This is a genomic window from Campylobacter sp. 107, assembly GCF_002383835.1.
GTDB lineage: Bacteria > Campylobacterota > Campylobacteria > Campylobacterales > Campylobacteraceae > Campylobacter_D > Campylobacter_D jejuni.
The window spans coordinates 24,823-50,147 of the sequence record NZ_NXBA01000080.1 but is presented as its reverse complement, the minus strand read 5'-3'; the positions used below and the strand labels follow the sequence as shown (position 1 = coordinate 50,147).

Sequence of the window (25,325 nt, the reverse complement as noted above, 5' to 3'; positions counted from 1 at the left end):
AAGGAGGGAAAAATGGAAGAATTTTATCCATATACTTTAACAATCCATCTTCTTTGTGCTATTTTGTTTATAGGTTATTTGTTTGTTGATGTATTTGTTTTGGGTGTAGTTAAAAAGAAAAATCCTAATTTTGACAAAAGTCTTTTTAGTGCTACTGGAGTTAAAATAATGCCTTTTGTTGTTCTTTTGCTTTTTTTAAGTGGAGGTGCTTTGGCAGGTTTTCATTTTAAACCTTTAAATTTACTTTTTGCTGTAAAAATTATTTTGGCTTTTGGAATTTTATTTTTAGTTGTTTTTTCTTTATTTTGTCATTTTATACTAAAGAAGAAAAACCCACTTGGTGCTTTTATCCACCCTTTTGTATTTGTGCTTTGTATTGCAATAGTAATACTGGCTAAATTAATGAATTATTTTTTTATACCTTGCTAAGAAATACTCCACATTCAAGATGTGGAGTATTGACAAATTGATCAAAAAGAGCAAACTCTTCCGCTTTATGTGTTCGGCTTAATTCTTTTAAATTTTCTTTTAAAGTGATAGGATTGCAAGAAATATAAATAATATTTTCATATTTTTTTATTAAGTCGATTACGCTTTTATCAAGTCCTGCACGGGGTGGATCAACTAAAATATGAGAGAAATTAAAATCATCCAATCGAATATCTTTTAAACGAAAAAATTCTCTTTCTTTTTTGATAGCAAGACTTAATTCTTCGCTTGAAAGTCTTGCAAAGTGGATATTTGTTGTATTGTTAAGCTCGCAATTTTTTAAAGCAAAATTAATATTACTTTTTGAAATTTCGGTGGCTAAAACTTTAAAAAAGAATGGTGCTAAAGCTAAAGTAAAATTTCCATATCCACAGTAAAGCTCAAGTAAATCCATTCTTTTTTGAGTATTTAAAATTTCACACACCCAAGTAATCATTTTTTCATTTATAGCAGTATTAGGCTGAATAAAACAATCGTTGTTTAATTCATAAAATATTTTTTTATCTTGAATATTTAAAGTTTGTCTTAGATTTTCTGTTTTAAAAATAAGTTTTTTGCCTTTACTTCTTGCTATAAGGTTGATATGAAGAATATTGCTTAAATTTTCTAAATTTGACTTTATATCTTCTATATTTTTATGATAGAGTAAGGTTACGCTAAGCTCTTGCTTTGTGGTTAAAAACTCCACGCCAAAAAGTTTTTCTTTTAATTTATTATCTTGACGCAAGTATTCTAGAAGTTTTGGCATAAAAGCACAAATTTTCTCATCAGCAAAATCTAAATATTCTATAATGTACTTTTTTTTGCTTTTTGGATCAAACATTGCATAAAAAAGCGTATCATTTTCATGATAAAATGAAAGTTCAGCTCTTGTACGATAATGTTTATCTTTTGAGGCAAAAAGTTTAAAATCCTTTGTATAAAATTCTTTAAAATATTTTTTTATGAAAGAGTGTTTTTGATCTAAAGTGAGAAAATTTCCAAAATTTTCAAGACTCATGGAACTTTCTTTCCAATGAGTCTTAGTAAAAGCGCAATAAGTATGAAATTTAAAGGCAAGACAAACCAAACGCTAAGTCCTAAAGATACAGGAATATATCCAGCGATTAAAGAAATACCACAGATAAATAAAGCATAAGGAATTTGTGTTTTTACATGCTCCATATGATCGCATTTTGCACTCATAGACGAAAGGATTACATTATCTGAAATTGGTGAGCAATGGTTTCCAAAAATCGCACCTGTTAAAACGCAGCTTATATTAATGACCATATAATGATGCATAGCGTTTGCATCCATGCCATTGATTTTGGCGATTTCATGAGCTAAAGGCGCAGCCAAAGGCATTAAAATCCCCATAGTTCCATAGCTTGTTCCTATGGCAAAAGAAATGGCTGAAGCAAAAGCAAAAATAGTAGCAGGTAAAACAAACTCAGGCAATTTATCTGCAAGCAAACTAGTGATAAATAAAGAAGTCCCTAAATCTTTTACTATGCTTGAAAGTGACCAAGCAAATAAAAGCAATACTATAGTAAAAATCATGGTTTTCCAGCCATATATCCAAGTTTCTACTGCTTCTTTAAGATTGAAAATTTTACGACGCACCCCGATAAAAATCGCTACGATAGCAGCAAACAAAGCAGCTTGAAATAACACCACAGAAGAATCAGCATTTCCAAAAGCAGCTCTAAAAGTTTCAAAAGATAAAGGATTGGAACTTGCTTTTGCAAGTTCTTCGCCTTCTAAAGCACTAAGTCCATTAAAATAAAATCCTAATATAGCTAAAATGATTAAAGCAAAAATAGGAACAATAGCATCAAAAGCACGAATTTTAATACCTTCTTTTGGTGCTAAAAACTGATCTTCTAATTCAGCAGTATTTAGTGTGCCTGATTTAGGCAGAGGTGCAATTTGTCCTGTGGTTCTTGCACGTATTTCAGCTTTATACATAGAACCAAACTCACGCCCCATGATTGCAGTCATGACTACAAAAAAAAGCATGAAGATATTATAAAAACGATAAGGTATGGTTTCGACAAAAATTCCAAAAGCACTAATATCGCTAATGCCTATATGTTCATAAGCGGTTTTAATTAAAGAAACTTCTAAACCTATCCAAGTAGAAATTACAGCTATTCCTGCCACAGGAGCTGCGGTAGAGTCGATAATAAAGGCAAATTTTTCACGAGAAATTTTAAATTTATCTGCCAAAGGACGCATAATTGGACCTACGATTAGTAAATTAGCATAATCATCAAAAAATATTAAAAGCCCTAAAAACCAAGTGTTAACTTGAGCTGATACAGCTGATTTGGCTCTTTTGGCAAATTTTAATGCTACAGCTTTTGCACCTCCCATTTTTGTGATAAGTGCCACAAGACCACCTATACAAAGAATTTGTAAAATGATTCCTGCATTTACTGGATCTGAAGTTGAACCTAAGATATAGGAAATAATTTTTGAAAAAGATTCTACCGCAGTATTGTAATAATTTACAAAAGTTAAATGTTGTGCTTTAAAAATATTTGCAGAAAGGCTAAGTAGAAAAGTTCCACTTAAAACTCCAGTAAAGAGCGATAAAATAACATCTTTTGTGATAAAGGCTAAAGCAATAGCAACTAAAGGTGGTATAAGCGTAAAAGCTCCAAATAAATTAGCATTTGCAGCTGCTTCTGAGGAGTTTGCAAATGCAACTAAAGGTAAAAACAATAAAACTAAAAATTTATTCATTCATCTCTTTCTATATAAAATCCATTCCAAGTTTGTGTTACCGGCATAAGCTCGATTTCATTAACATTAATATGGCTTGGTAGGTTAATGATAGACATTACCACTTTGGCAATATCATTAGCACTGATAAATTGCGTATTTTCATACACTGCATCAGCTTTTTGGATATCTCCTTTAAAACGCACTTCACTAAATTCAGTTTTGCAAAGTCCTGGAGCAATGTTTGTTACTTTGATATTGCTTCCTCTAAGATCATTTCTTAAGGCCAATGAAAATTGTCCTACAAAGGCTTTGGTTCCACAATACACATTGCCTCCAAAATAAGGATTGCGTCCCGCAACCGAACCTAAGTTAAAAATATAAGCATTTTTTTGTTTACGAAGTATAGGAATAGCAGCTTTTGCAACATATAAAAATCCTTTGATGTTTGTATCTATCATAGTGTTAATATCTTCAAGGTTTAATTTATCAAATTCATCTACCCCTAAAGCTAAACCTGCATTATTAAAAAGCACATCAATTTCTTGAAATTCTTTAGGTAAATTTTCAATAGCTTCAAAGATTTCTTTTTGATTTCTTACATCTATGCAAAGGGTGTAAATCTTATCTTTGTGAGCATTTTTTAGCTCTTCTAGACGCTCTTTGCGTCTAGCAAGGGCGATTACTTTGTAGCCTTCTTGTATAAAAGCTTCAACACAAGCTCTACCAAAACCTGAACTCGCTCCTGTAATAAATGCGGTTTTCATTCTAAACTACCTCCGTAAAATAGATTTTCGTTTGCTTTTAAACCCAAGCTTTTTAGATAATCAGCATTTTCTTTTTTACCTGCTGCTAGTGAAAAGTCAAGTGCATTAAAACCAAGATCATCAACAGCGTTAAAATTTGCTCCTTTTGAAATAAGAAGTTTTAAAATTTCAACATTTCCATAGGCTGCAGCATGCATTAAAACATTTTTTGAAGTGTGCTCTAGAGCGCAAAATGTAATAAAATAAGGCGTATTTGAACCTATGTTCGCACTTAATGCTAATTTTTCATTGTTATTAATATATTTTTGATTAACATTTGCTCCATTATCAAGAAGTAGTTTTATGATATCAAGACGATTAAACTCTATGGCATAAAAAAGCGGGGTTTTACCAAAGGCATTGGCTTGATTAACATTTGCTCCATTTTGGATTAAAAAGTTTGTATTTTCATAATTTTCCAATGCGTAAAAAATAGCACTTTCATAACCTTCGTCAATCCTAGCACCAAAACGAATCAAAAGTTCTAAAATTTCTTTTTCTCTTTGATTTAGAAGCGCTGCTTGCAAGGCTATAGTAAGATCATCTTGGCTTGGATTATTTGAAAAAATAAAATCTTGTATATAAGATACCGAATAATTTTTATTTGACATGATTTTTGCTAAAGGACTAATGTCTTTGTAAATTTTTGTTTCACCAACAGCCCAATTTAAAAATTCGTTTAAGGCATTGCTAGTATAGTAAATATTACTACCTTTATCAAAATTAAAATTACTTTCAAAATACTTTTCTAAAGGTTCTATAGCGTTATTGTATTCTTTCCAAAAAGCTTTGTAAAGTCTAAAATTTCCTATACTTTGATATGCCCAATATCTAAAATAAGATTTTAAAATATCATATTTTTTTTCTAAATTTTCGGGTGTATCTAAAGTTTTTTGATAAGCGATGGGATCGATAGCTATTTTTAATAATAAAAAATCAAATTGTTGTAATTTTGGCAAATAAGCCACACCATTACAAGAGCTATTGCTTCCGCGAATTTCATTGGAAATTGCATAGAGTTTTTTTGTAAAATCTTGATTTTTTAAAGATTCTTTACAGCTTGAAGCTATATTTAAATAATCTAAATTTGAACTTTCATTTAGCAATGTTTTATTATTTTTAATGTTGTCGCAGTTAATGGCATCATTAGCCATTAAACTTGCAAAACAACAAAAGGAAGCGAATAATAACTTCAATATTTTTCCTTTGAAAATTTTAATTTTGTTATTTAATCCAAATAAGTATTAAATTTGAATTAATTTTCAAGTTTGAAATTTTCAATCTCATTAAAATTTAAATATCTATAGATATTTGCCTTATGCTCATCACTTAGTTTTTCGCTAACAATTTGTAAGTATTCTTCCTTGCTTGGAATTTTACCCAAAATCGCACAAACTGCCGCAAGTTCTGCACTGCCTAAATATACTTTAGCACCCATTCCCATACGGTTGTCAAAATTTCTTGTAGAAGTTGAGAAAACTACAGCTCCATCATTTACTCTAGCTTGATTACCCATACACAAAGAACAACCAGGAACTTCTATTCTAGCACCTGCTGCGCCAAAGATGCTGTAATAACCTTCATTGGTAAGTTGTGCTTTATCCATTTTTGTTGGAGGCACTACCCAAAGTCTGGTTTTAAGTATGCCTTTATCTTTTAAAATTTCTCCCAAAGCTCTATAATGTCCTATGTTTGTCATACAAGAACCTACAAAAACTTCATCTATATTTTTTGGACGCTTATCATCGGCTAAAATTTCGCTTAAGGTTGCCACATCATCAGGGTCATTCGGACAAGCTAGGATTGGCTCTTTAATGTCATTAAGATTAATATCTATAATATAAGCGTATTTTGCATCTTTATCTGCTCTTAAAAGAGTAGGGTTTTTAAGCCATTCTCTCATTTTTTCAGCCCTTCTAGCAAGGGTAGATTTATTCTCATATCCTGCTTCTATCATAGCTTCAATTAAAGAAATATTGGATTTGATATATTCGCTTACACTTTCTATGCTTAAATCTACACTACAAGCAGCTGCAGATCTTTCAGCACTTGCATCACTGAGTTCAAAAGCTTGTTCGACTTTTAAGTTTGGCAAGCCTTCTATTTCTAAAATTTTTCCTGCAAAAATATTTTTCTTATTTTTCTTTTCAACGGTAAGTTGTCCTTGTTTGATTGCATAATAAGGTATAGCATTAACCAAATCTCTTAAGGTAACTCCGGCTTGCAATTCTCCACTAAAACGTACTAAAACACTTTCAGGGACATTTAAAGGCATAGAACCAGTAACTGCAGCAAAAGCTACAAGTCCGCTTCCTGCAGGGAAAGAAATTCCTATAGGAAAGCGTGTGTGAGAATCCCCACCCGTTCCTACGGTATCTGGCAATACAAAACGATTAAGCCAAGAGTGGATAACTCCATCACCTGGTTTTAAACTTACCCCACCACGACTTGTCATGAAATTGGGCAAGGTTTTATGTAAATTTGAATCGCTTACTTTTGGATACGCAGCTGTATGGCAAAAGCTTTGCATAACAAAGTCTGCATTAAAACCTAGGCTTGCAAGTTCTTTAATTTCATCTCTAGTCATAGGACCTGTGGTATCTTGAGAGCCTACGGTTAAAGTTATAGGTTCTATATACATACCTGGACGCACACCTTCAACTCCACAGGCACGACCTAGCATTTTTTGAGCCAAGGTATAACCACCGCTTGAAGATTTAGGTTGTTCAGGTTTGGTAAAGATATTTTCGCTTTCCATTCCTAAAAATTCTCTAGCCTTAGCACAAAGCCCACGACCTATGATAAGTGGGATTCTTCCTCCTGCTCTAACTTCATCTAAGAGAGTGTTTGGACTGAGTGTAAATTCTGCGATTGCAGAGCCATTTTTTATGATTTTTCCATCATAAGGATGAATTTCAAACTCATCGCCCATTTCTAAGTTTGCTACATCACAGATGATAGGTAAAGCCCCGCTATCTTGAGCAGTGTTAAAGAAAATCGGTGCTATGGTTGAACCCATTACTATACCACCGCTGTGCTTGTTTGGTACACCTTCTATTTCTTTTCCTAAGTGCCATTGTATGGAATTTATCGCCGATTTTCTACTTGAACCTGTTCCTACAACATCACCTACATAAACCACTTCGCGACCGCTTTTTTTAAGCTCTTTGATTTTTTCTAAGGATCCTGTTTGTCTTACCTTTAGCATGGCATTTGCATGTAAAGGAATATCGCTTCTTGTAAAAGCATCTCCTGCAGGGCTTAGATCATCGGTATTTGTTTCCCCTGCTACTTTAAAAACTATACATTTAATCACTTGTGGTAGTTTTTCTTTTTTATTAAACCAGTCCGCATTTGCCCAGCTTTGTAAAACTTCCTTAGCGTGTGGATTGTTTTTGCTAAGTTCAGCTATGGTATGGAAATTATCATGTACAAAAATAATATTTTTCAACACTTCTGCAGCATCTTTGGCTATGTTTTCATCTTTTAAGGCATCGATTAAAACTTTAACATTATATCCGCCTAGCATAGTTCCAAGCATTCTTAAGGCTCTTTTTTTGTCTATATTTGGAGCACTGATTTTGCCTTTAAGTATGGAATCTAAAAATTCACATTTTACTAAAGCTGCATCATCAACACCAGGATTTACTCTATTTTCTAAAAGATTTGCAAGCTCTTCATTATTTTCATTTTCAAGTAATTTACAAAGTTCTCTAGTTTGATTTGCATTTAAAGGAAGGGGTGGTATACCCAAAGCGGCTCTTTCTTCAACAAGTTTATTGTATTCTTGCATAAAAGACATTTTCTACTCCTTAAATATTTTTTATTATAATTGTAGCTCTTTGAAGGATAAAAAATGTTTAAAGTTTATTATAAAATGCCTTTATGTTACCTATCTTTACATAGTGATGGAAAATTTTTAACTAGAGTCGATTTTTGTGATAATAAAAGATCAGAAAAAAATTGTAGTTTGCTTGACTTAGCAAAATATGAACTTGATTTATATTTTACTCATAAGCTTAGAAAATTTAGCATTCCTGTTTTGATACAAGGTACGGATTTTGAATCAAAGGTTTATAAGGCTTTAATGGAAATTCCTTATGGCAAAATAGCTACCTATAAAGATATAGCAGAAAAAATTAATCATCCAAAAGCTTTTAGAGCTGTTGGAAATGCAAATTCTAAAAATCAAATTCCTATTTTTATACCTTGTCATAGAGTTATTGCAAGCAATGGCATAGGAGGATATAATGGAGGGCTTGAAATAAAAAGATTTTTGCTTGAAAATGAAGGAGTGAATTTAAAATAAGCTTGGGGTTTGATTTTCTTTGTTTTCAAATTCTTGTTCAAAAATATCATAATTTTCAAGAATTAAACAATATTTAAAATTTTTTAATTTTCTTAAATCTGAAAGCTGATTATAGGAAAAATCGCAAAATAAAGAATTTTTAGAAGCAATTTTAAAGTCTTTTATGTTTTTAAATTTTTCTTTCCAGAATTCAAAGGTATTTTGGTTGTTGCTTACAATAAACGCTTGAGAGCTTGAACCAAAAGGAGTGATTTCAAATTTATCATCAATAAAATAAATTTTAAAATCATCAATCTTATTAAAGTCAAATATTATTTTTTGACTTTTTTCTTTTAAAAAAGAAATAATTTTTGCAAAACTATTTGCGTAAAAAAAAGGCAAATTAAGATTTTTAAAATATAAATTTTCACAAATCAAAGTTGTAAAAAAAAAGCTAGATCGCGATAATAAGGTAAAATTAGCATCTTTTAGACTATGAGAATAGGTGCAAAGTTTATTTAAGTAATTTTCTTCACAGTAGCAAAAAATTTCACCCTTTTTTGCTTTGATTAGTTTTTCAAAATCAGCAAAAATATTTCCTTTTAAAATGTTAAAATAAAAAGCCTTGCAAAGACTTAGTTCGTAAGATTTAAAAAGTAAAAATTCACATTCTTTATCTTCGCAAAAAAAGCGTAAAAATCTTACAAGAGCTCGTTCTAGATTTTCTACTCTAAAGTAAAAAATTTCTTTATCTTCAACAGCAATGTCATTTTCTGTAATTATAGCATAAGCGCCTTTTTCTATAGCTTGGGCAATTTCTTTTTTATCGTTATTAAAGAAGGCAAAGCCTGTTTTAAGTTCGTTTAAATTTATGGCAAAACCTTCCACGCTTAAAACACTACCTTCATGAATTAGTGTTGCGTTTAACAGTTCGCCTAAATTGCTAATTTGCATATTTTAACCTACTAAAGAGCCGTTTTGCACAAGTTGTTCAGGGGTGATTAAAACAAGTTTATCTCCGCTTTTTGCAGAAAGTATCATACCATCGCTTTCATGTCCAAAAATTTTAGCTTTTTTAAGATTGCTTATAACGCAAACTTGTTTACCGATTAAATCACTGGCCTTATAGTATTTTGCTATGCCTGAGAGTACTTGACGGATTTCTTTATCGTCAAGTTCGAGTTGAAATTTTAAAAGTTTTTCACTCCCTTCTATATTTTGACAATCAAGTACCTTAGCAACTTTGATTTCAATTTTTGCAAAATCATCGATTTTTATTTTAGGACTTTCTTCTTTTTTAGGTTCTTCTTTAATTTCTTGTTTTAAAAGAGCTTTTTCTACTTTTGGAAATAAAGCTTCGCAAGGATTTGCTTTAAAATCTAAAAGTTCATTATCAAGTATCATTTTTGTGTAATTTGCAGACGAAATTTCAAAATTTAAAGCTAAGGCCACCTTTTGAGAGGACTTTGGTAGAGTGGGATTTAGTAAAAGAGTTGTTTTGGCTAAAATATTTGCACAAAGTGCTACTAAAGCATTAGCTTGTTCGTGTTTGTTTTCTTTGATTAAATTCCAAGGTTCGTATTTACTAATGGCTAAATTTGCCACACTTAAGGCTTTAAAAAGTTCTTCTAAATAACGATTACACTGTAAGTTTTCTAAAAATTCTACCGCTAAATTTAAGTGTTCTTTTGCTTGATTTAGTTCGGCATTGTAAAATTTTAAAACACCTTCTTTTGAAATATTTCCTTGAGAATATTTTGTACTCATACCTATAATGCGATTAAGTAAATTTCCAAATTCATTGCTAAGCTCTGCATTGATACGATTTATCAGCATATTTTCGCTAAAATCCCCATCGTTACCAAAAGGCACTTCTCTAAGCAAGAAATATCTAAAAGCTTCATTTCCATAGGCATCAACTACTTCTTTAGGTTTTACAACATTGCCTTTGGATTTGCTCATTTTTTCACCTTCTTTAGTCCACCAGCCATGTGCACCTATAAATTTTGGCAAAGGCAAATCCACGCTCATTAAAAAAGCTGGCCAATAAATGGCATGAAAACGCAAGATATCTTTTCCTACTAAATGCACATGCGCAGGCCAAAATTTAGCATTTTCTCCCTTGTTTTGAAAGTCAAGTGAGCTTACATAGATAAAAAGTGCATCAAGCCATACATAAATAATATGTTTATCATCATTAATTTCTTGAGGCAGTTTAATCCCCCAATCAAAACTTGTTCTTGTAATGGAAAGATCTTTAAGGCCGTTTTGGACAAAATTTATAAGTTCGTTTTTTTTGTTTTTTGGCAAGATGGGATCTTTTTCTTCATACCATTGTAAAATTTTATCTTGATATTTTGAAAGTTTGAAAAAATAGCTTTCTTCTTTTAAAATTCTAGTTTGTTTGCCACAATCTGGGCAAGAACAATCGTTAATAAGCTGACTTTGAGTAAAAAAGCTTTCACAAGAAATACAATAGTGTCCTTCGTATTCATCTTTATAAATATCACCTTTTTGCCACATTTTTAAAAACATAGCTTTAACAAATTCAATATGCCTTGTATCAGTTGTTCTTGCGTAAATATCATAGGTGATTTCAAATTCATCCCATAATTTTTTAAATTCAAAACTGATTTTATCAGCGTATTCTTGAGGAGTGGAATTTCTTAGTTTGGCAGCTTCTTCGATTTTTTGTCCATGCTCATCTGTTCCTGTTAGAAATCTTGTTTCATGTCCTTGCAAACGATAAAATCTTGCTAAAGTATCGGCTATGATGGTAGTATAAGCATGACCTAAATGAGGTACATCATTTACATAATAAATTGGTGTTGTAATATAACGCATTTTTTTCCTTTAAAAGTCAAATCCGCCTTCGGTTTTACCCTTAGACATACTGTTATAGACTGCATCAACATAATTTTTTCTAGTTTGGCAGTTAAAAATTTCATCGCAATTATAACAAGAGTTTAGGTTTTTTGAGTTTTGACATGAAAGTAAAATTTCTTTTTTTTTATCCATATCTTGCTCAAATTCATCTCTAACTTCATTCATTATAAGCCTTTAAAAGTTTTGAAATTTCATATTCTGAGCCAAAAAAACAAGGAGTTGTCGCATGGATTTTATCAAATTCAAGTTCAAGTAAAGAGCGGTTTTTTCCATTTGTAGTTTTTCCGCCTGCTTTTTCTATGATAAAGGCTAGAGGAAAGACTTCAAAAAAGGCACGAAGTTTGCCATTAGGCGCATCTTGTGTTGCAGGATAGCTAAAAATGCCACCCCCTTTTAATAAAATTTGATTGATATCGCTTACCATGGCTCCAGAATATCTTAAGCGATAGCCTTCATCAAAAAGACTTTTGATAAATTTAGCGTGTTTTTCTTCCCAAAATTTTTGCGTTCCGCCTGTAGCATTAATCTTGCCTTTTTCATTCATTTTAAGATCTTTTATAAAAATAAATTCATTATTTGCATTTAAGCGATAAAGTTTTGGCTGATCTTTGCAAATCACAAGTTCTAATCGCGTTCCATACATACTATAAAGCGCAGCTCTTAAATTTTTAGCACTTGCTTTTTCTTCATAGATAGCAAAAATAGAACCTATGGCAAAATTAACATCCATTAAGCTAGAACCGTCTAAAGGATCATAAGCTACGATAAAATTTGCCCTCTCGTTAAGCGTTAAAATTTCATCTTTTTCTTCACTGATGATGGCTTTAATACTTGAACATTGACTTAGGGTTTTTGTGATGATTTCATCACTTAAAACATCAAATTTGAGTTGGGTATCGCCTGTAAAATTTTGATTTTGACTGTAGCTTGTATCGGGAAATTTTAAAGCGTTAGAAATTTCTAAAACCGCTTTTTGTATATAAGAAATCACTTCTTGCATTTTATAATTCTCCTTGTAAATTTTTAGCATTTTTAAGTATGTATTGGCAAATAGCTTGTATATCGTTTAAATCAAGCCAAGTAAGATAAGGGTGAGAAATTTTTTCATAGCTTGCAATGGCGTTTGAAAAAATAAAATAACTTTCATCAATTTCTTTGCAAAATACGCTAATGCGTGGTAAATCAAGAGTTTTTAATCCTTCAACCAAACAAATGTCAAAATCAGGGCTTAATTTTAAAGCTTTTAAAATATCTCTATTTTCATGAGAAAAAAAAGTTGTTCTTGTAGGGCTTAAAACCATGACTTCAGCTCCACTTTGAAAAAATTTAAAACTATCTTTACCGTTAAAATCAAATTGAGCTTTATCGCCAGGGTCATGTTTAATGATTAAAACTTTTAAATTTTGTTGCAAAAAATTATCAGCTATTTTAGTGATGAGTGTAGTTTTTCCTGAATTTGAAGGCCCGCTAAAAGCTATAATAAGTTGTTTCATAAAATATACTCTTAATTTTTTTGCAAAATTATATCTTTTTAAACCAAAAAATAGGGTTAAAAGGCTACAATAATACTAAAAAATATGGAAAAAGAATGAAAATTTATAGTGTAATTTTAGGTGCTTTTTTGCTTGGAGCTTGTTCTTTAAAAGATCAGGCGATTGTGGATACAAATTTAAAATCTCAAACTTTAATGTTTACTCAAAAATACAAAATCACACAAGATAAGATTAATGCCATTATAACTATGTCTTATTTAAACCCAATTCTAGACAAGACAAGTAAAGATGATGTATTAGCTTTATCTTTTGCTCCAAATACATTAAAAATTCAAAATTTAGAAGTTTTTATCAATAATAAAAAAGCCAATATTGAAAAATTGGATGATGAGTATTTAAAATATATAATACAAAACAACTATACTGATTATTTTAAAGCATCTCTTCCTAGTGTCAAGGAAGAGACTAGGCTTGTAGCTAAGATTTGTTTGGATCATTTGCCTTGTTTTGAATTAAATTTTCAAAAATATCCGAAATCTTTATACTATCGTTCAGAAGATGTCGATACACAATATAATTAGCTAGAACTTTTTTTCCGTAAATTCGGCTTTCTTGATAAGGAACTAACTCCATAGACAAGAAAGGTTCAAATTTGCCTGTCTTAAACATATCATTTCTTGCAAGCATACGGTTAGTAAATCCTATACCGCCATTATAAGCATAAGCGACAAAAAGTGGAGATTTTAAACGTGATTCAAGGTAATTTAGATGATAGTTTCCAAAGTAATATGCTATTTCAGGTTTAAACATAAAATCTTGATCGAAATTTGGAATTTTTAATTCTTTTTCCCCTATGTGATTGGCCAAAAATGGCATAAATTGCATCATGCCTAAAGCATAAGAAACTGAAATAGCAGTTGGAATAAAACGACTTTCTTGTCTGGCAATAGCCAAAATTAAAGCTTGTCTTGTTTTGTTATAGTCTTTTATATTGTCATAATAAGGCATTATAAAATAATGTTTTTTAAAATTATTTTTGCGTTCTAATATGTAAGCATAAATAGGCAAGGTTTCTTGTGTGTCAAATTCTTTTGCCAAGACATCTAGTTGACTTGCGTTAGCATCGCGAATTTGTTTGTTTATTTTTTGCCAAGCAAAAGGATCTTGCATATTAAAATTATTTTTTTTCTTGCTTGGATTAAGGCTTTCTATCTTTGGAAAAGGTGTGTTAGTAAGTTCTTTTGCATAAAGACTATAAATATTTAAAGAAGAACTTTGCGATAAAGTTTTTAAATCTTCTTCATTGTTTTTAATCAACCACATCCAAAATATAGCATTGTCTTTATTACTTTGTGATTTAAAACTTTGTGCCGCCTTTTTAAAAAAGTCATAAGCAAGCTCTGTTTTATCATAAGTTAAGGCATTGACTCCTAAATAGAAAGCAGAATCTTCACTTACATTTTCAGGATTTATTTCTAGCATAGAATATCTAAATTTTGGATTTTCTTTTTTAATAATAATATTTTGTGCAAAATCTTTAAAACCAATGTGGTTTGGTAGTTTATTGACTAAACTTGTATTTAAATCTAAGTCGTATTTTTTAGAATAATTATAAAGCTTAAAAAAACCATTAATATCTTCTTTTTGTACTATATAGCTCATAGAATCAGAAGTATTAAAAGCTAGCAATAAATTTGTCAAATCAGGTCTTTGATTTTTAAAGGTTTGAGCTAAAGTAGTTCGGTCTTTGGAATTTAGACTCGCTATAAAAACTAATGAATTTAAGCGCACACTTTGACAAGTTAAATTTGCATCTAAGATAGTATTCGCTGTATAGGTATAGCATTTAGCATATTTTGGGTTGATATAAGGCTTTAAAGGGATGATTTTTTCAAGTTCGGATTTAATTTTTCCTATATAGCGAAAAATATGAGAATTTAAATCCTGTGCATCTTTTTTACTGATTTTATTTTTTTCTAAAAGCCTATAAATATAATAATCCTTGGCAAGTGAATTTTCTTCCTTTTTGAGTTTTTCTATGCTATATTGTGTAGCATTTAAACTTGAAAAAATAAATAAAAAAACGAGTATTTTTTTTATCACAATATACTCCTTAAGATATTCCCAAGAAAAATGTCAAGAAACTGCAATGCTAAGACTATAATCAAAGGTGCAAGATCAATATTGCCAATGCGTGTTGGAATTTTTCTAACTAAGGTGTAAGCAGGATAACTTAATTTATATAAAATTTGCACTATGGGATTATAAGGATCAGGGTTTACCCAGCTTAAAAGTGCTGTGATGATAATAATCCAAGTATAAATGTTAATGACAATTTGAAGTACTTGAAAAATAGAAATAATAAAAGAGTCTATAACCATAGTTAAATCCTTGCTAATTCGTGAATAAAATTTTTAATATAAGGATAAAGATCACTAAGTTCAGGTCCGTGGATATTTCCTGTTAAAATTATCCTTAAAGGCATGAAAAATTTTTTACCTTTTAAGTTGCTTTTGTTTAAAAGTTCATTTTTAAAATCTTCATAATTTTCAAAAAGTTCAATATCTTTTAAGAGTTCTTTTAAAATTTTACATTCTGTTTCAAACTCGCCAAAATCTTTTGCATTAAAAATAGCTTGCATTTTTTCTTTAAGTTCTTTTATAGTACTTGCTTCTTGAGTGTAAAATTTAGCAAGTGGTGCAAGATCTTTGTTTAAATCTAAAATTTTATTAAGCTCATCATCTTTTATCATTTTGATATGTTCGCGATTAATTTGCAAAAGTTTTTTAAGATCAAATCTTGCTGGAGCTTTTGAGACTTTAGAAATATCAAACCATTTTATAGCTTCTTCTAAGGTAAAAATTTCACAAGGAGTTTTATTGCCTAGTATGACAAGATAATTCGCGATTGCACTAGGTAAAATTCCACTTTCAAGTAGCCATTTTACAGAAGAATGTGCTTCTCTTTTGCTCATTTTAACACCTTCTTCGTTTAAAATGATAGGCAAGTGCGCATAAGTCATAGCTTTATTGTAGTCTAAACTTGCGCGGATATGTTCTTGTTTTGGAGTGTTTGAAACATGATCTTCTCCGCGTATAATACAAGTAACATTTTCAAGCATATCATCAACCGCACAAGCAAAATTATAAGTTGGAGTTTTATCTGTTCTCATGATGACAAAAGAGTCTATGTTTTCAGGCTCAAAACTAAGCTCGCCTTTGATAAAATCAGTGAATTTCATAGTATGAGTAGGTTTTTTAAGACGGATAACAAAGGGTTTTTCACATTCTAAAACATCAATATCGGCTAATTTTTCACAAGTGCCATCGTAGCGATAAGCTTTACCTTGTTTTTTAGCTAACTCTTTTTTTGCTTCAAGTTCTTCTTCGGTACAAAAACAAGCAAAAGCTTTTTTTTCACTTACAAGTTTTAAAGCCATTTGGCGATGGAATTTTAAATTTTCACTTTGTATATAGTAATGCTGCCATGAAATACCAAAAAGATTTAAAATTTCTTTGATTTCTTCTTCTTTTCCTGCTATATTTCTAGCCTTATCAGTATCTTCAATACGTAAGATAAAATCCATATTTTTTTGTCTTGCACAGATATAATTAAAAATTGCTGCACGTAAATTTCCTATGTGCATATCACCTGTGGGAGAAGGTGCAAAACGGTACATCTTATAGCCTTTAAAATTATTTAAAAACTTATTATAACAGAAAAATTTATACGGATATTTAATTTTACTTGGTTATAATACTTTTATGATATTTTTAATTTTTTCTTTCATTGTGTTATTGATTTTTGGCTTAGCAAATGTTTATATTTATAAAAGATTAATCAAGAAAATTACTCTTTTTAAGTATTTTTATAAAATTTTTTCCTTTATTTTTATTGTGCTTTTTTTAGCTCAAGCTGTGTTTTTAATATTTCGTAGAGATGAATATTTAAGTGATACTTGGTATGAAATTTTAGCCATGTTTTATGCGCCGACTTATTGTTTGTTTTTTATGACTTTAGCTTGGGATTTTGTTAAATTGATTTTAGTTCTTATGGGTAAAAGAGATAAAACATATAATCTTATTTTGCGTTTGATTTTTGAACTTTCTCTTATAGTTTTAAGTGTGTTTTTAATTTATGCAAGTATAAATAATGCTCTAAAAACACCTGAAGTAAAGAGTGTTGATGTTGAAATACCAAATCTTAAAAAAGATTTAAAAATTGTCATGCTTACTGATATACATTTGGGTAAAAATTTGCATGAAAATTTTTTAGACAAGCTCATCACTAAAGTGAATTTGCAAAGTCCTGATATGGTTGTAATAGTAGGGGATCTGATTGATACTAATCCTAAAGATTTAAAAAATTACATCTCAAAACTTAATGATTTTAACTCCACTTACGGAACTTTTTATGCTTTGGGAAATCATGAGTATTATCATGGTATCAATGAAGTTTTGGATTTACTTAGAAAACATACTAATATGAAAATTTTAGTCAATCAAAATTTAGATTTGGGTTTTATAAATATTGCTGGACTTGGAGATTTAGCCGGACTTGATAGGGGTTTATATGCTCCTGATTTAGCAAGAATAAAAGTGGATTTAAATACAAGTAAAGCTAGTATTTTACTCGCACATCAACCTAAAACAGCTTTGCTTTATGATTTGAGTGATTTTGATCTTGTTTTAAGTGGGCATACACATGGAGGGCAAATTTTCCCTTTTATGTTTTTAGTTAAACTTCAGCAAGGTTTTGTTCATGGGCTTTATGATTTAGGAGAAAAAACTAAGCTTTATGTGAGTAGTGGAGCAGGATTTTGGGGGCCAAGTCTTAGAGTTTTTGCTCCGAGTGAAATAGTGATTTTAAATTTAAAAGGAAAAAAATGAGTTTTTCAAAAGAAAGTTCGAGACTTTTTGGTTTTGTAGCTGGGATTAAATTTCCTAAAATGATACAAAAAATTATTAATGAAAATTATGTTAAGTATTTTAATATCAATATGAGTGAATTTAAAGCTCCTTGTGAATATGAGAGTTTAAATGCTCTTTTTACAAGAACTTTGCAAATTCCAAGAAAATTTGAAGAAGGTTTTATCAGTCCAAGTGATGGTAAAATTTTAGAGTGTGGAAGTACTTTTTTAGCAAATGAAGAACATTTTGCTTTTTCTATAAAAGGACATGCTTATAGCGTTGAGGAGCTTTTAAAAGATAGCTTTGAAAAAGATGAACTTAAAAATGGGCTTGATTATGTCAATATTTATCTTTCTCCAAAAGATTATCATCGTTATCACAGCCCTTGTGATATGCAAATTTTAAGTGCAACTTACACAAGTGGAGTGCTTTATAGTGTAAATGAAAAACATTTAGAACGCATTAGTAATTTATATGTAAAAAATGAAAGAGTGAGCTTGAAATGTCAAAATGAAAAAGGTATTTTTTGGCTTGTTTTTGTAGGAGCGCAAAATGTAGGAAAAATGCGTTTTAATTTTGATGCAAGCATACAAACCAATGCTAAAATTTCCCATAATTTTACTAGAAAATATGAAAATTTAAATTTCAAAAAAGGCGAAGAACTAGGAAATTTTGAGCTAGGTTCTACTATAGTTTTAATCTCTCAAAAAGGACTTTTAACTTTTAATGTAAAAGTAGGGCAGGGTATTAAATTTGGAGAAAAAATAGCGGATTAGTTTTTAGGAGTTTTATTTGCCATTTGGTAGATAAAGGCAAAAACTTCAGCTACAGCTTTATACATATTAGGTGGAATTTCATCACCTAAGTCAAGCTTGCTTAAAATTTCTATTAAATCTTCATCTTCTTTAATAGGAACTCCGTGTTCCTTGGCTAAAGAAATAATTTTAGCAGCACTTTCGCCTTTACCACTTGCAAGCACTTTTGGTGCAGAGTTTTTTTCTTTTTGATAGCCTAGGGCTACAGCTTTTTTAATCGATTTTTTGATTTTGCTCATACTTTTTTATCCATACCCATTTCAAGATCTAAATTTTTCATATTTCTAGTATCAAATTTACTTCTTATGATATCACCTACAAAGAAATTTGCACTTAAAAGTCCTGCTTTATTGATATTTCTTTTAAGCTCATGGGCATTTTCATAGATGGTTTTTCTAAATTCAATATTTTCTGCCATAATATTAATATCTATATATTTTTCATTATTTAAAGAAATAAGAATTTCTAAATCCCCAAGTTTTGCAAATTCGAGTTTAATCTGAGCAAAAAATTTGTCCTTTTTTCCGCGTCTAAACATAATTTTAGAATCATTTAAATCATCCCAAGAAAAAGGCAGATAAGTATTGATAGAGTCATTAGCTAAAGACATAAGCTGATTGATTTCAATTTGCGCTAAAAGACGATTAGCTTGATTATATACAGCTTCATTGCCTTCATTTTTAGCTAAATTTGAAATTTGCAAAAGTGTTGATTTTACATCATGATGTAAAGATTCAGCTATATCTTGTTCTGTTTTTGGTTTAATTTGCGCTAGATCTTTGATAGAAAGATTGAGTTTGTGTTCGAGATTTTTAAGTTCTGCTTGATTAAGCTTGGCATTTTGAGTATAGGGTTCAAGTTCTTTTAAGCTTTCATTAAGTCTACGAGAAAGATTGCTTAAATTTTTACTTAAATCTTGCACTTGTTCTAGATCTAAATTTTCTACATTAAATGCTAAATTTTTTACAATATTTTGTTTTATAAATTCCTGATTTTTAAAAATATTTTGCATAGTTTGGTTATTGTTAGATTGAATATTTTGAGTATTATTTAAATTTTGCGTATTGTTTGTGTTAGGATTTGAAGTGTTGGTATTTGTATTGATTGAAGTTTTGTTTTCTGTTTTTGTTTCATAAAATTTTGGATTTTCTTTGATATTTTCTTTTGATTTTTCTTGTTTTTCATCTTTAATTTTTTCTTGGTTTGGAGTAGAATTTTTTATATCATTGTCTGGCTTATTTTCTGTTTCATTATTTTGAATATCATTTTTTGTATCTTGGGTATCTTCTTCATGGGTTTTTATACCAGAATCTAAATTTTCATCTTCTTTTGATGCTTTTATATGTTTTTCTTCATCTTGGTTTTTTGTATTATGATTAAGTTTTTCTTCCTTGATATTTTCTATGTTACTTAAAAGATTTTCTAAAATATTTTCTTTATCTTGTATTTTAAAAGCTTGATTGCCTAGTATATTTTTTAAAGTATTTTCAAGTTTTTCAAAGGCGGTAGCAGTTTGCTTAAGGATGTTTGGATCTTTTATCATTAAATTTTCTGGCTTATTAAGAGCTTTGAAAAAATCATTTTTAATGGAATTTAATTCTTTTAAAATTTTATTAGCTATAGGGGTGATTTTTTCTTGAGCATGACTGGGATTTTTACTTATATAATTTTTAAAATTTTCCAATTTAGAACTTAAATTCAAAAGTGCTTTAAAAGAACTTTGATTTAAAATTTGCTTATTTTCATTTTTGCTAGAATTAATAATATTTTTTAATTCTTTTAAAGTGTCTTTTGGGCTTAAATTTGTATTTGCAAGCTGGGCTATCTGAACGCTTAGTTTTTCGCTACTAAGACCTTTAATTGTACTTAAAAGAGAGTGAAAACTTTTGGGTAGTAATTCTTCGTTTAGGGCATCTTTTAATTTAGCTTCTAAAAATACGCCTGAATTTTTAAACAAAGGAGCTAAGTTATTGTTTTTTATTTCACTGGCAGGTTTTAAAATTTGATTTAATCTATCTAAAACTTGCGTAAAAGTATCGCTTTTTGCAAGTTCTGTGCTTAAAGTTTTTAATTCATTAGCAAAATTAGGAGCTAAATTTAAATTTTTTCCTTGTTTAAGTACAGGGGAATCGGGATTTTTTTGAGCATTGATTTGATCTAAAAGTTTATTAACAAGTTCTTTTAATTTGGCACCTGTTTCATTTTGAACAAATTTTGCTAGTATTTCTTCACTACTAGCGTCCTTGCTTAAACCTAAATTTTGCTTTAAAGCTTGTGCAAGTGCTTCTTTTGGATTGTCTTTTAAATTTGTTTTATCTTTTGAAGCAGAGTTATCTACTTTTAAATCATTTTTTTGCGTATTGGCAATTTGACTTGCTAGTTGAGTATTAATCATCAAATATCACCATATTTCCAGGCTTTTTCTTAAATTTTTTATTTAAAATATTTGGTTTATTGATAGCAAAAAGAATTAAAAATGCTAAAGAAACTATATAAAACCATATAAAACCTTTGATTTCAAAGTATTGCATTAAAAAACCTAAAATTAAAGGACCAAACAAAGAGCCTAAAGAATAGCAAAAAAGAACACCACGACCTAACTCTACGCCTTTATTTTTGCTTATTAAAACATCATTTGCTCTAGCAAGTGCTAAAGCATATAAACAAAATATTCCTACACCAAGAGTAATTCCTAAAAAATATTGCATATACAAGTGAAGTTTAAAAAAGATAAATATAATCATAGTGATAAATCCTATGCTTGCACAAGTGATAATGGCAAATTTGCGACCAAGTTTGTCTGAAATAGTTCCTATGATGGTTTGTGCAATAAAACCACCTAAAACCCCACAAAATATAAAATAAGAAACCGCTTTTGCATCAAAACCTTGCAAAAGTATAAATAAAGATGCCATAGAAAAAAAGCCATTTATAAGCATTCCGGCTATAAAGCTTGTGACGATAGCCAAAGGAGCTATATCAAAAATTTTAGGTATAGAAATAGGACTTGATGCGGGCAAAACAGGTTCTTTAATTTTAATCAAATTTAAAGGTAAAGATGAAAGTAAAATTAAAGTTGCGCTGAGAATAAATACACTATGTTTGCTTAAATTTAATGCTATGATTAAAACTCCAATACCAAACGCAAGATAAAAAACAATTTCATAAAAACCTAAAATTCTAGATCGAATGGTATTTTTGCTTTTTTCATTAAGCCATGATTCTATGACCATTAAAAGACCATAGTAGCAAATCCCTATAAAAAATCTTAAAACAGCCCAAAAAATAAGATTTTCGCTTACTGTATGAAGCATAGCTGAAATTCCAAAAATAGCCCCAAATAGCCCAAAAGAGCGTATATGACCTATACGAGAAATAATTTTATGAGCACTGATGGTTCCAATAAGAGCGCCTACAAAAAAACAAGAACTTACTACTCCAACAGCCAAAGAACTTTCTCCGTTTTCTTTTAATATAACACCTATAGAGCTTACTATCAAGGCATTACCTGCAAATAAAAATGCCATACCAGCAAAAAGTGCTGTCATTGATTTAATAATTTTTTTTGGACTCATACTTTTTTATATATAAAATAAAAATAAACACACAAACTAGCAAGGATGAAATTCCACAAATATAAGCAAAGATATTTAATTTATCTTGGCGATGTAAAAATAAAAATCCAGCAACCAATACTACATAAGCCATCAATTTAAAGAGAGTAAAAAACATAGCAAAAAAATGGATTTTCTCTTTAACATTTGGCTTTAAATCGTCTTTTAGAACTTTAAAATGAATAATTTTTGATAAATTTTGTTTTTTTTTGATAAAAAGTGATGAAATGAAATTAAAATCTTTTTCATAATTTTTTGATTTTTTTATAATGACTTTTTTATAATTTAAATAAGAAGCAAAAATAATCAATAAAACACTAAAAAAAGCTATTTCATAGCTTAAAAATGTATCTAATTTAAAATGATTTAACGATGAAAATATGATCCAAAAAAATAAATGAATAATGGAAAAAATATAAAATAGAGCTTTTTTGTGTTCCATTATTTGTTCTTTTCTTTTTGAATTTTTTCTTTGATCAACTCATCTCTTTCTCTGAATTCTTCATAGCTTTTTACTTGAACTTTATAAGCTTTGTAAACATTAAGTATAGCAGCACTGATCCCCCAAAAAACTCCAAGCCAAAAAAGCCAAGGATAAGGAGTAAATTTTTTAAGCAAATATCCTATTCCCACACCTATAAATACAGCAACAACCATAGAGATGCCAAGACTTAAACCATCCGCAGCTTCAAGAGTTTTGCGAATAATTTTTTGTCTTTTGCTGTTGGAATTTTCTAAGTGATTTTTTTCTTCTTTTAAAATATTGCTCATATTCTTTTAAAGCTTTCTCTAACAGCTTCTAATGTTGTATCTATAATTTTATCATCCATTTTTGAACATATAAAACCTGTTTCAAATTGAGAAGGCGCTAAATAAATTCCATTTTCAAGCATATTTTTATGAAATTTTGAAAATAATGCTAGATTAGATTTTAATGCATCTTGGTAGTTTGATACAGGATCTTTGGTGAAAAAGTATCCAAACATAGAACCTACATGACAAGCTTGTAGCGGAAGTCCTTTTTCATCTGCTAATTTTTTCATTCCTTGGGTAAGTTTTTTTGCTAATTTTCCAAGTTTGTCATAAAGCTTGGTTTTCTTTTTGGCTTTTGTAAGACTTGCTATACCTGCAGCCATTGCCAAAGGATTTCCACTTAAAGTTCCTGCTTGATAAACTCCACCCAAAGGACTTAAAATATCCATAATTTCAGCTCTAGAAGCAAATGCTGCTGCAGGTATACCACCTCCTATTACCTTACCAAAAGTAATTATATCTGCTTGAATATGATTGATTCCATAGGAACCAAGGTAAGATGCTCTATATCCACTCATTACTTCATCAAAAATCAGCAGAGTTTGATTTTTTTTACAGATCTTAGCAAGTTCTTCTAAAAAATCTTGTTTAGCTGGAACTAACCCCATATTTCCAGCAATAGGCTCAATGATAACACATGCAATATCTTTATTTTTTTCAAAAAGCTCTTTAACGCTGTTTATATCATTATATTTTGCTACTAAAGTGTGTTTAGCTATATCTTCTAAAACACCCAAAGAACTAGGAGAGTTAAAAGTAGCGGCACCACTTCCTGCACTCACCAATAATGAATCAGAATGTCCGTGATAACATCCTTCAAATTTTAAAATTTTATCTTTTTTAGTAAAGCCACGGGCAAGACGAATAGCACTCATGGTTGCTTCTGTTCCACTGCTTACAAAGCGGATTTTTTCTAAATGAGGAAAATCAGATAAAATAAGCTTGGCAAGTTCGGTTTCTAATAAAGTTGGAGCTCCAAAACTTGAACCTTTGTGAAGTGCTTTTTGGCAAGCTTTTTGTATATCTTTATCGCAATGTCCAAAAAGTAAAGGTCCCCAGCTTTGAACATAGTCTATATAAGAATTTCCATCTATATCGAAAATATAAGCACCTTTTCCATGGGAGATAAATTTTGGCTCACTTTGAACATTTGCAAAAGCACGAACTGGGGAATTTACACCACCTGCGATGAATTTACACGCTTCTTTAAAAGCTTTTTTGTTTGTCATTTTTCCTCCTTGCTAAATTGCTTGATGTAATTATATAAAGTTACAATTTCATCATTTGTTAAAGAGTAATTTGGCATGATTGATTTTGCGTCTTTACTCTGATTAAGAGAATTTTTAAAATTCTCAAAACTAAGATTTTGTATACTTGGAACTTTATAAGCTATTTTAATACCATTTTTCATATAATATCCTAAAATTTGTTCGCTTCCATCTGCTCCATGACATTCTTTACAACTAATGCCCCTTGGATTTTCATAAAGCATTTTAGAGTATTCTTTAAGAGTGATAAAATCAGCACCAAAAAGACTGATACTAAATAAAAAAAACATTAAAACAATTTTCAAAGTTTCACCTTGTTAATGAAGTTTTAATATGATACAATTTTTACTTTAAAAAAGTGATTAAATTTATAGAAGGAAAATAATGACTTTGCTTGATGGTAAAGCTTTAAGTGCAAAAATCAAAGAAGAATTAAAAGAAAAAAATCAATTTTTGAAAAGTAAAGGGATTGAAAGCTGTTTAGCTGTTGTCTTGGTTGGAGATAATCCTGCAAGTCAAACTTATGTAAAATCTAAGGCTAAAGCCTGTGAAGAATGTGGAATTAAATCTTTAGTTTATCATCTTAATGAAAATACTACACAAAATGAACTTTTGGCATTGATTAATACCTTAAATCACGATGATAGTGTTTATGGAATTTTGGTTCAGCTTCCTTTACCTGATCATATTTGTAAAGATTTAATACTTGAAAGCATTATAAGTAGTAAAGATGTTGATGGTTTTCATCCTATTAATGTAGGATATTTAAATTTGGGCTTAGAAAGTGGGTTTTTGCCTTGTACTCCACTTGGAGTTATGAAGCTTTTAAAGGCTTATGAAATTGATTTAGAAGGAAAAGACGCTGTTATCATAGGTGCTTCAAATATAGTAGGTCGTCCTATGGCTACTATGCTTTTAAATGCTGGAGCTACAGTAAGCGTTTGTCATATCAAAACCAAAGATTTGAGCCTTTATACTAGGCAAGCTGATTTGATTATAGCAGCAGCAGGTTGTGTGAATTTACTTCGATCAGATATGGTAAAAGAAGGAGTGATTGTTGTTGATGTTGGAATCAATCGTCTTGAAAGTGGAAAGATAGTTGGAGACGTGGATTTTGAAGAGGTATCTAAAAAATCTAGTTATATAACTCCTGTTCCAGGTGGAGTAGGTCCTATGACTATAGCTATGCTTTTAGAAAACACAGTTAAATCTGCTAAAAATAGACTTAATTAAG

Annotated in this window: 26 protein-coding genes; 6 read left to right on the top strand and 20 right to left on the bottom strand. The window is 30.0% G+C overall.

Annotated elements, in window-relative coordinates; translation table 11 throughout:
- The first annotated feature begins 12 nt into the window (after positions 1–12).
- Complete coding sequence (locus BGS40_RS07860) at positions 13–429, top strand: hypothetical protein (RefSeq protein WP_052781857.1); 417 nt, start codon at positions 13–15, stop codon at positions 427–429.
- On the opposite strand, the gene trmA is transcribed toward BGS40_RS07860, so the two are convergent.
- The 5 genes from trmA to BGS40_RS07835 are packed head-to-tail and all read right to left on the bottom strand — an operon-like array spanning position 416 to position 7,806.
- Positions 416–1,489, bottom strand: coding sequence for a tRNA (uridine(54)-C5)-methyltransferase TrmA (gene trmA, locus BGS40_RS07855; RefSeq protein WP_087691931.1), 1,074 nt, complete (start codon positions 1,487–1,489; stop codon positions 416–418). The two genes, BGS40_RS07860 and trmA, sit on opposite strands and share 14 nt — an antisense overlap.
- On the bottom strand, positions 1,486–3,219 hold the full coding sequence (locus BGS40_RS07850) for a Na+/H+ antiporter NhaC family protein (RefSeq protein WP_096738590.1): 1,734 nt from the start codon (positions 3,217–3,219) through the stop codon (positions 1,486–1,488). The genes trmA and BGS40_RS07850 overlap by 4 nt, the downstream gene beginning before the upstream one ends.
- Positions 3,216–3,965: an SDR family NAD(P)-dependent oxidoreductase gene (locus BGS40_RS07845; protein WP_087691929.1), complete on the bottom strand. Its 750-nt coding sequence runs from the start codon at positions 3,963–3,965 to the stop codon at positions 3,216–3,218. The genes BGS40_RS07850 and BGS40_RS07845 overlap by 4 nt, the downstream gene beginning before the upstream one ends.
- Positions 3,962–5,200 carry an ankyrin repeat domain-containing protein gene (locus tag BGS40_RS07840; protein WP_087704712.1) on the bottom strand — a complete coding sequence of 413 codons (1,239 nt, stop codon included), beginning with the start codon at positions 5,198–5,200 and terminating at the stop codon, positions 3,962–3,964. The genes BGS40_RS07845 and BGS40_RS07840 overlap by 4 nt, the downstream gene beginning before the upstream one ends.
- A 59-nt stretch (positions 5,201–5,259) precedes the next feature.
- Positions 5,260–7,806 carry a bifunctional aconitate hydratase 2/2-methylisocitrate dehydratase gene (locus BGS40_RS07835; protein ID WP_087691927.1) on the bottom strand — a complete coding sequence of 849 codons (2,547 nt, stop codon included), beginning with the start codon at positions 7,804–7,806 and terminating at the stop codon, positions 5,260–5,262.
- Positions 7,807–7,860: 54 nt separating this feature from the next.
- Between BGS40_RS07835 and BGS40_RS07830 the strand changes: the two genes are divergently transcribed.
- A complete protein-coding gene (locus BGS40_RS07830) occupies positions 7,861–8,313 on the top strand; it encodes a methylated-DNA--[protein]-cysteine S-methyltransferase (protein ID WP_002852552.1) in 453 nt (150 codons plus the stop codon).
- Here BGS40_RS07830 and BGS40_RS07825 read toward each other — a convergent pair.
- Genes BGS40_RS07825 through mobB form a run of 5 tightly spaced genes read right to left on the bottom strand, consistent with a single transcriptional unit; the run spans position 8,305 to position 12,671 of the window.
- Positions 8,305–9,246 (bottom strand): hypothetical protein, encoded by a 942-nt coding sequence (locus BGS40_RS07825; protein WP_057096157.1) that lies wholly within the window; start codon positions 9,244–9,246, stop codon positions 8,305–8,307. The two genes, BGS40_RS07830 and BGS40_RS07825, sit on opposite strands and share 9 nt — an antisense overlap.
- A gap of 3 nt (positions 9,247–9,249) precedes the next feature.
- Positions 9,250–11,136 carry a methionine--tRNA ligase gene (metG, locus tag BGS40_RS07820; protein ID WP_096738589.1) on the bottom strand — a complete coding sequence of 629 codons (1,887 nt, stop codon included), beginning with the start codon at positions 11,134–11,136 and terminating at the stop codon, positions 9,250–9,252.
- 9 nt (positions 11,137–11,145) lie between these two features.
- On the bottom strand, positions 11,146–11,343 hold the full coding sequence (locus BGS40_RS07815) for a hypothetical protein (protein WP_002797008.1): 198 nt from the start codon (positions 11,341–11,343) through the stop codon (positions 11,146–11,148).
- Positions 11,336–12,178 (bottom strand): class 1 fructose-bisphosphatase, encoded by an 843-nt coding sequence (locus BGS40_RS07810; protein ID WP_087691925.1) that lies wholly within the window; start codon positions 12,176–12,178, stop codon positions 11,336–11,338. The genes BGS40_RS07815 and BGS40_RS07810 overlap by 8 nt, the downstream gene beginning before the upstream one ends.
- A gap of 1 nt (position 12,179) precedes the next feature.
- The gene (gene mobB / locus BGS40_RS07805) at positions 12,180–12,671 is read right to left on the bottom strand and encodes a molybdopterin-guanine dinucleotide biosynthesis protein B (RefSeq protein ID WP_096738588.1); all 492 of its coding nucleotides are present in this window, start codon (positions 12,669–12,671) and stop codon (positions 12,180–12,182) included.
- Between the two features lie 95 nt (positions 12,672–12,766).
- On the opposite strand from mobB, the gene BGS40_RS07800 reads away from it, so the two are divergent.
- The gene (locus BGS40_RS07800; RefSeq protein WP_096738587.1) at positions 12,767–13,252 is read left to right on the top strand and encodes a hypothetical protein; all 486 of its coding nucleotides are present in this window, start codon (positions 12,767–12,769) and stop codon (positions 13,250–13,252) included.
- Here the strand turns inward: BGS40_RS07800 and BGS40_RS07795 are convergent.
- The 3 genes from BGS40_RS07795 to gltX are packed head-to-tail and all read right to left on the bottom strand — an operon-like array spanning position 13,149 to position 16,350.
- Positions 13,149–14,774 carry a lytic transglycosylase domain-containing protein gene (locus BGS40_RS07795; RefSeq protein WP_096738586.1) on the bottom strand — a complete coding sequence of 542 codons (1,626 nt, stop codon included), beginning with the start codon at positions 14,772–14,774 and terminating at the stop codon, positions 13,149–13,151. The two genes, BGS40_RS07800 and BGS40_RS07795, sit on opposite strands and share 104 nt — an antisense overlap.
- Positions 14,771–15,052, bottom strand: a complete 282-nt coding sequence (locus BGS40_RS07790; protein ID WP_002871825.1) for a YggT family protein — start codon at positions 15,050–15,052, stop codon at positions 14,771–14,773. The genes BGS40_RS07795 and BGS40_RS07790 overlap by 4 nt, the downstream gene beginning before the upstream one ends.
- A 2-nt stretch (positions 15,053–15,054) precedes the next feature.
- Positions 15,055–16,350: a glutamate--tRNA ligase gene (gene gltX, locus BGS40_RS07785; RefSeq protein ID WP_096738585.1), complete on the bottom strand. Its 1,296-nt coding sequence runs from the start codon at positions 16,348–16,350 to the stop codon at positions 15,055–15,057.
- Between the two features lie 85 nt (positions 16,351–16,435).
- On the opposite strand from gltX, the gene BGS40_RS07780 reads away from it, so the two are divergent.
- Both BGS40_RS07780 and BGS40_RS07775 read left to right on the top strand, forming a co-directional pair.
- Positions 16,436–17,560, top strand: a complete 1,125-nt coding sequence (locus BGS40_RS07780) for a metallophosphoesterase (protein ID WP_096738584.1) — start codon at positions 16,436–16,438, stop codon at positions 17,558–17,560.
- Positions 17,557–18,357 carry a phosphatidylserine decarboxylase gene (locus BGS40_RS07775; protein ID WP_087704707.1) on the top strand — a complete coding sequence of 267 codons (801 nt, stop codon included), beginning with the start codon at positions 17,557–17,559 and terminating at the stop codon, positions 18,355–18,357. Before BGS40_RS07780 ends, BGS40_RS07775 begins: the two co-directional genes overlap by 4 nt.
- Here the strand turns inward: BGS40_RS07775 and BGS40_RS07770 are convergent.
- The 7 genes from BGS40_RS07770 to BGS40_RS07740 are packed head-to-tail and all read right to left on the bottom strand — an operon-like array spanning position 18,354 to position 24,396.
- Complete coding sequence (locus BGS40_RS07770) at positions 18,354–18,635, bottom strand: FlhB-like flagellar biosynthesis protein (protein ID WP_002776788.1); 282 nt, start codon at positions 18,633–18,635, stop codon at positions 18,354–18,356. The genes BGS40_RS07775 and BGS40_RS07770 overlap by 4 nt on opposite strands.
- Entirely contained in the window at positions 18,632–20,791 is a 2,160-nt protein-coding gene (locus BGS40_RS07765; protein WP_096738583.1) for a flagellar hook-length control protein FliK, read from the bottom strand. The genes BGS40_RS07770 and BGS40_RS07765 overlap by 4 nt, the downstream gene beginning before the upstream one ends.
- The gene (locus tag BGS40_RS07760; RefSeq protein ID WP_096738582.1) at positions 20,784–21,971 is read right to left on the bottom strand and encodes an MFS transporter; all 1,188 of its coding nucleotides are present in this window, start codon (positions 21,969–21,971) and stop codon (positions 20,784–20,786) included. Before BGS40_RS07760 ends, BGS40_RS07765 begins: the two co-directional genes overlap by 8 nt.
- A complete protein-coding gene (locus BGS40_RS07755; protein WP_052793858.1) occupies positions 21,949–22,452 on the bottom strand; it encodes a hypothetical protein in 504 nt (167 codons plus the stop codon). Before BGS40_RS07755 ends, BGS40_RS07760 begins: the two co-directional genes overlap by 23 nt.
- On the bottom strand, positions 22,452–22,781 hold the full coding sequence (locus BGS40_RS07750) for an AtpZ/AtpI family protein (RefSeq protein WP_002892542.1): 330 nt from the start codon (positions 22,779–22,781) through the stop codon (positions 22,452–22,454). Before BGS40_RS07750 ends, BGS40_RS07755 begins: the two co-directional genes overlap by 1 nt.
- Entirely contained in the window at positions 22,778–24,052 is a 1,275-nt protein-coding gene (gene hemL / locus BGS40_RS07745) for a glutamate-1-semialdehyde 2,1-aminomutase (protein WP_096738581.1), read from the bottom strand. The genes BGS40_RS07750 and hemL overlap by 4 nt, the downstream gene beginning before the upstream one ends.
- Positions 24,049–24,396 carry a c-type cytochrome gene (locus BGS40_RS07740; RefSeq protein ID WP_002892545.1) on the bottom strand — a complete coding sequence of 116 codons (348 nt, stop codon included), beginning with the start codon at positions 24,394–24,396 and terminating at the stop codon, positions 24,049–24,051. The genes hemL and BGS40_RS07740 overlap by 4 nt, the downstream gene beginning before the upstream one ends.
- Before the next feature lie 79 nt (positions 24,397–24,475).
- On the opposite strand from BGS40_RS07740, the gene folD reads away from it, so the two are divergent.
- Complete coding sequence (folD, locus tag BGS40_RS07735) at positions 24,476–25,324, top strand: bifunctional methylenetetrahydrofolate dehydrogenase/methenyltetrahydrofolate cyclohydrolase FolD (RefSeq protein WP_096738580.1); 849 nt, start codon at positions 24,476–24,478, stop codon at positions 25,322–25,324.
- Position 25,325 lies beyond the last annotated feature (1 nt).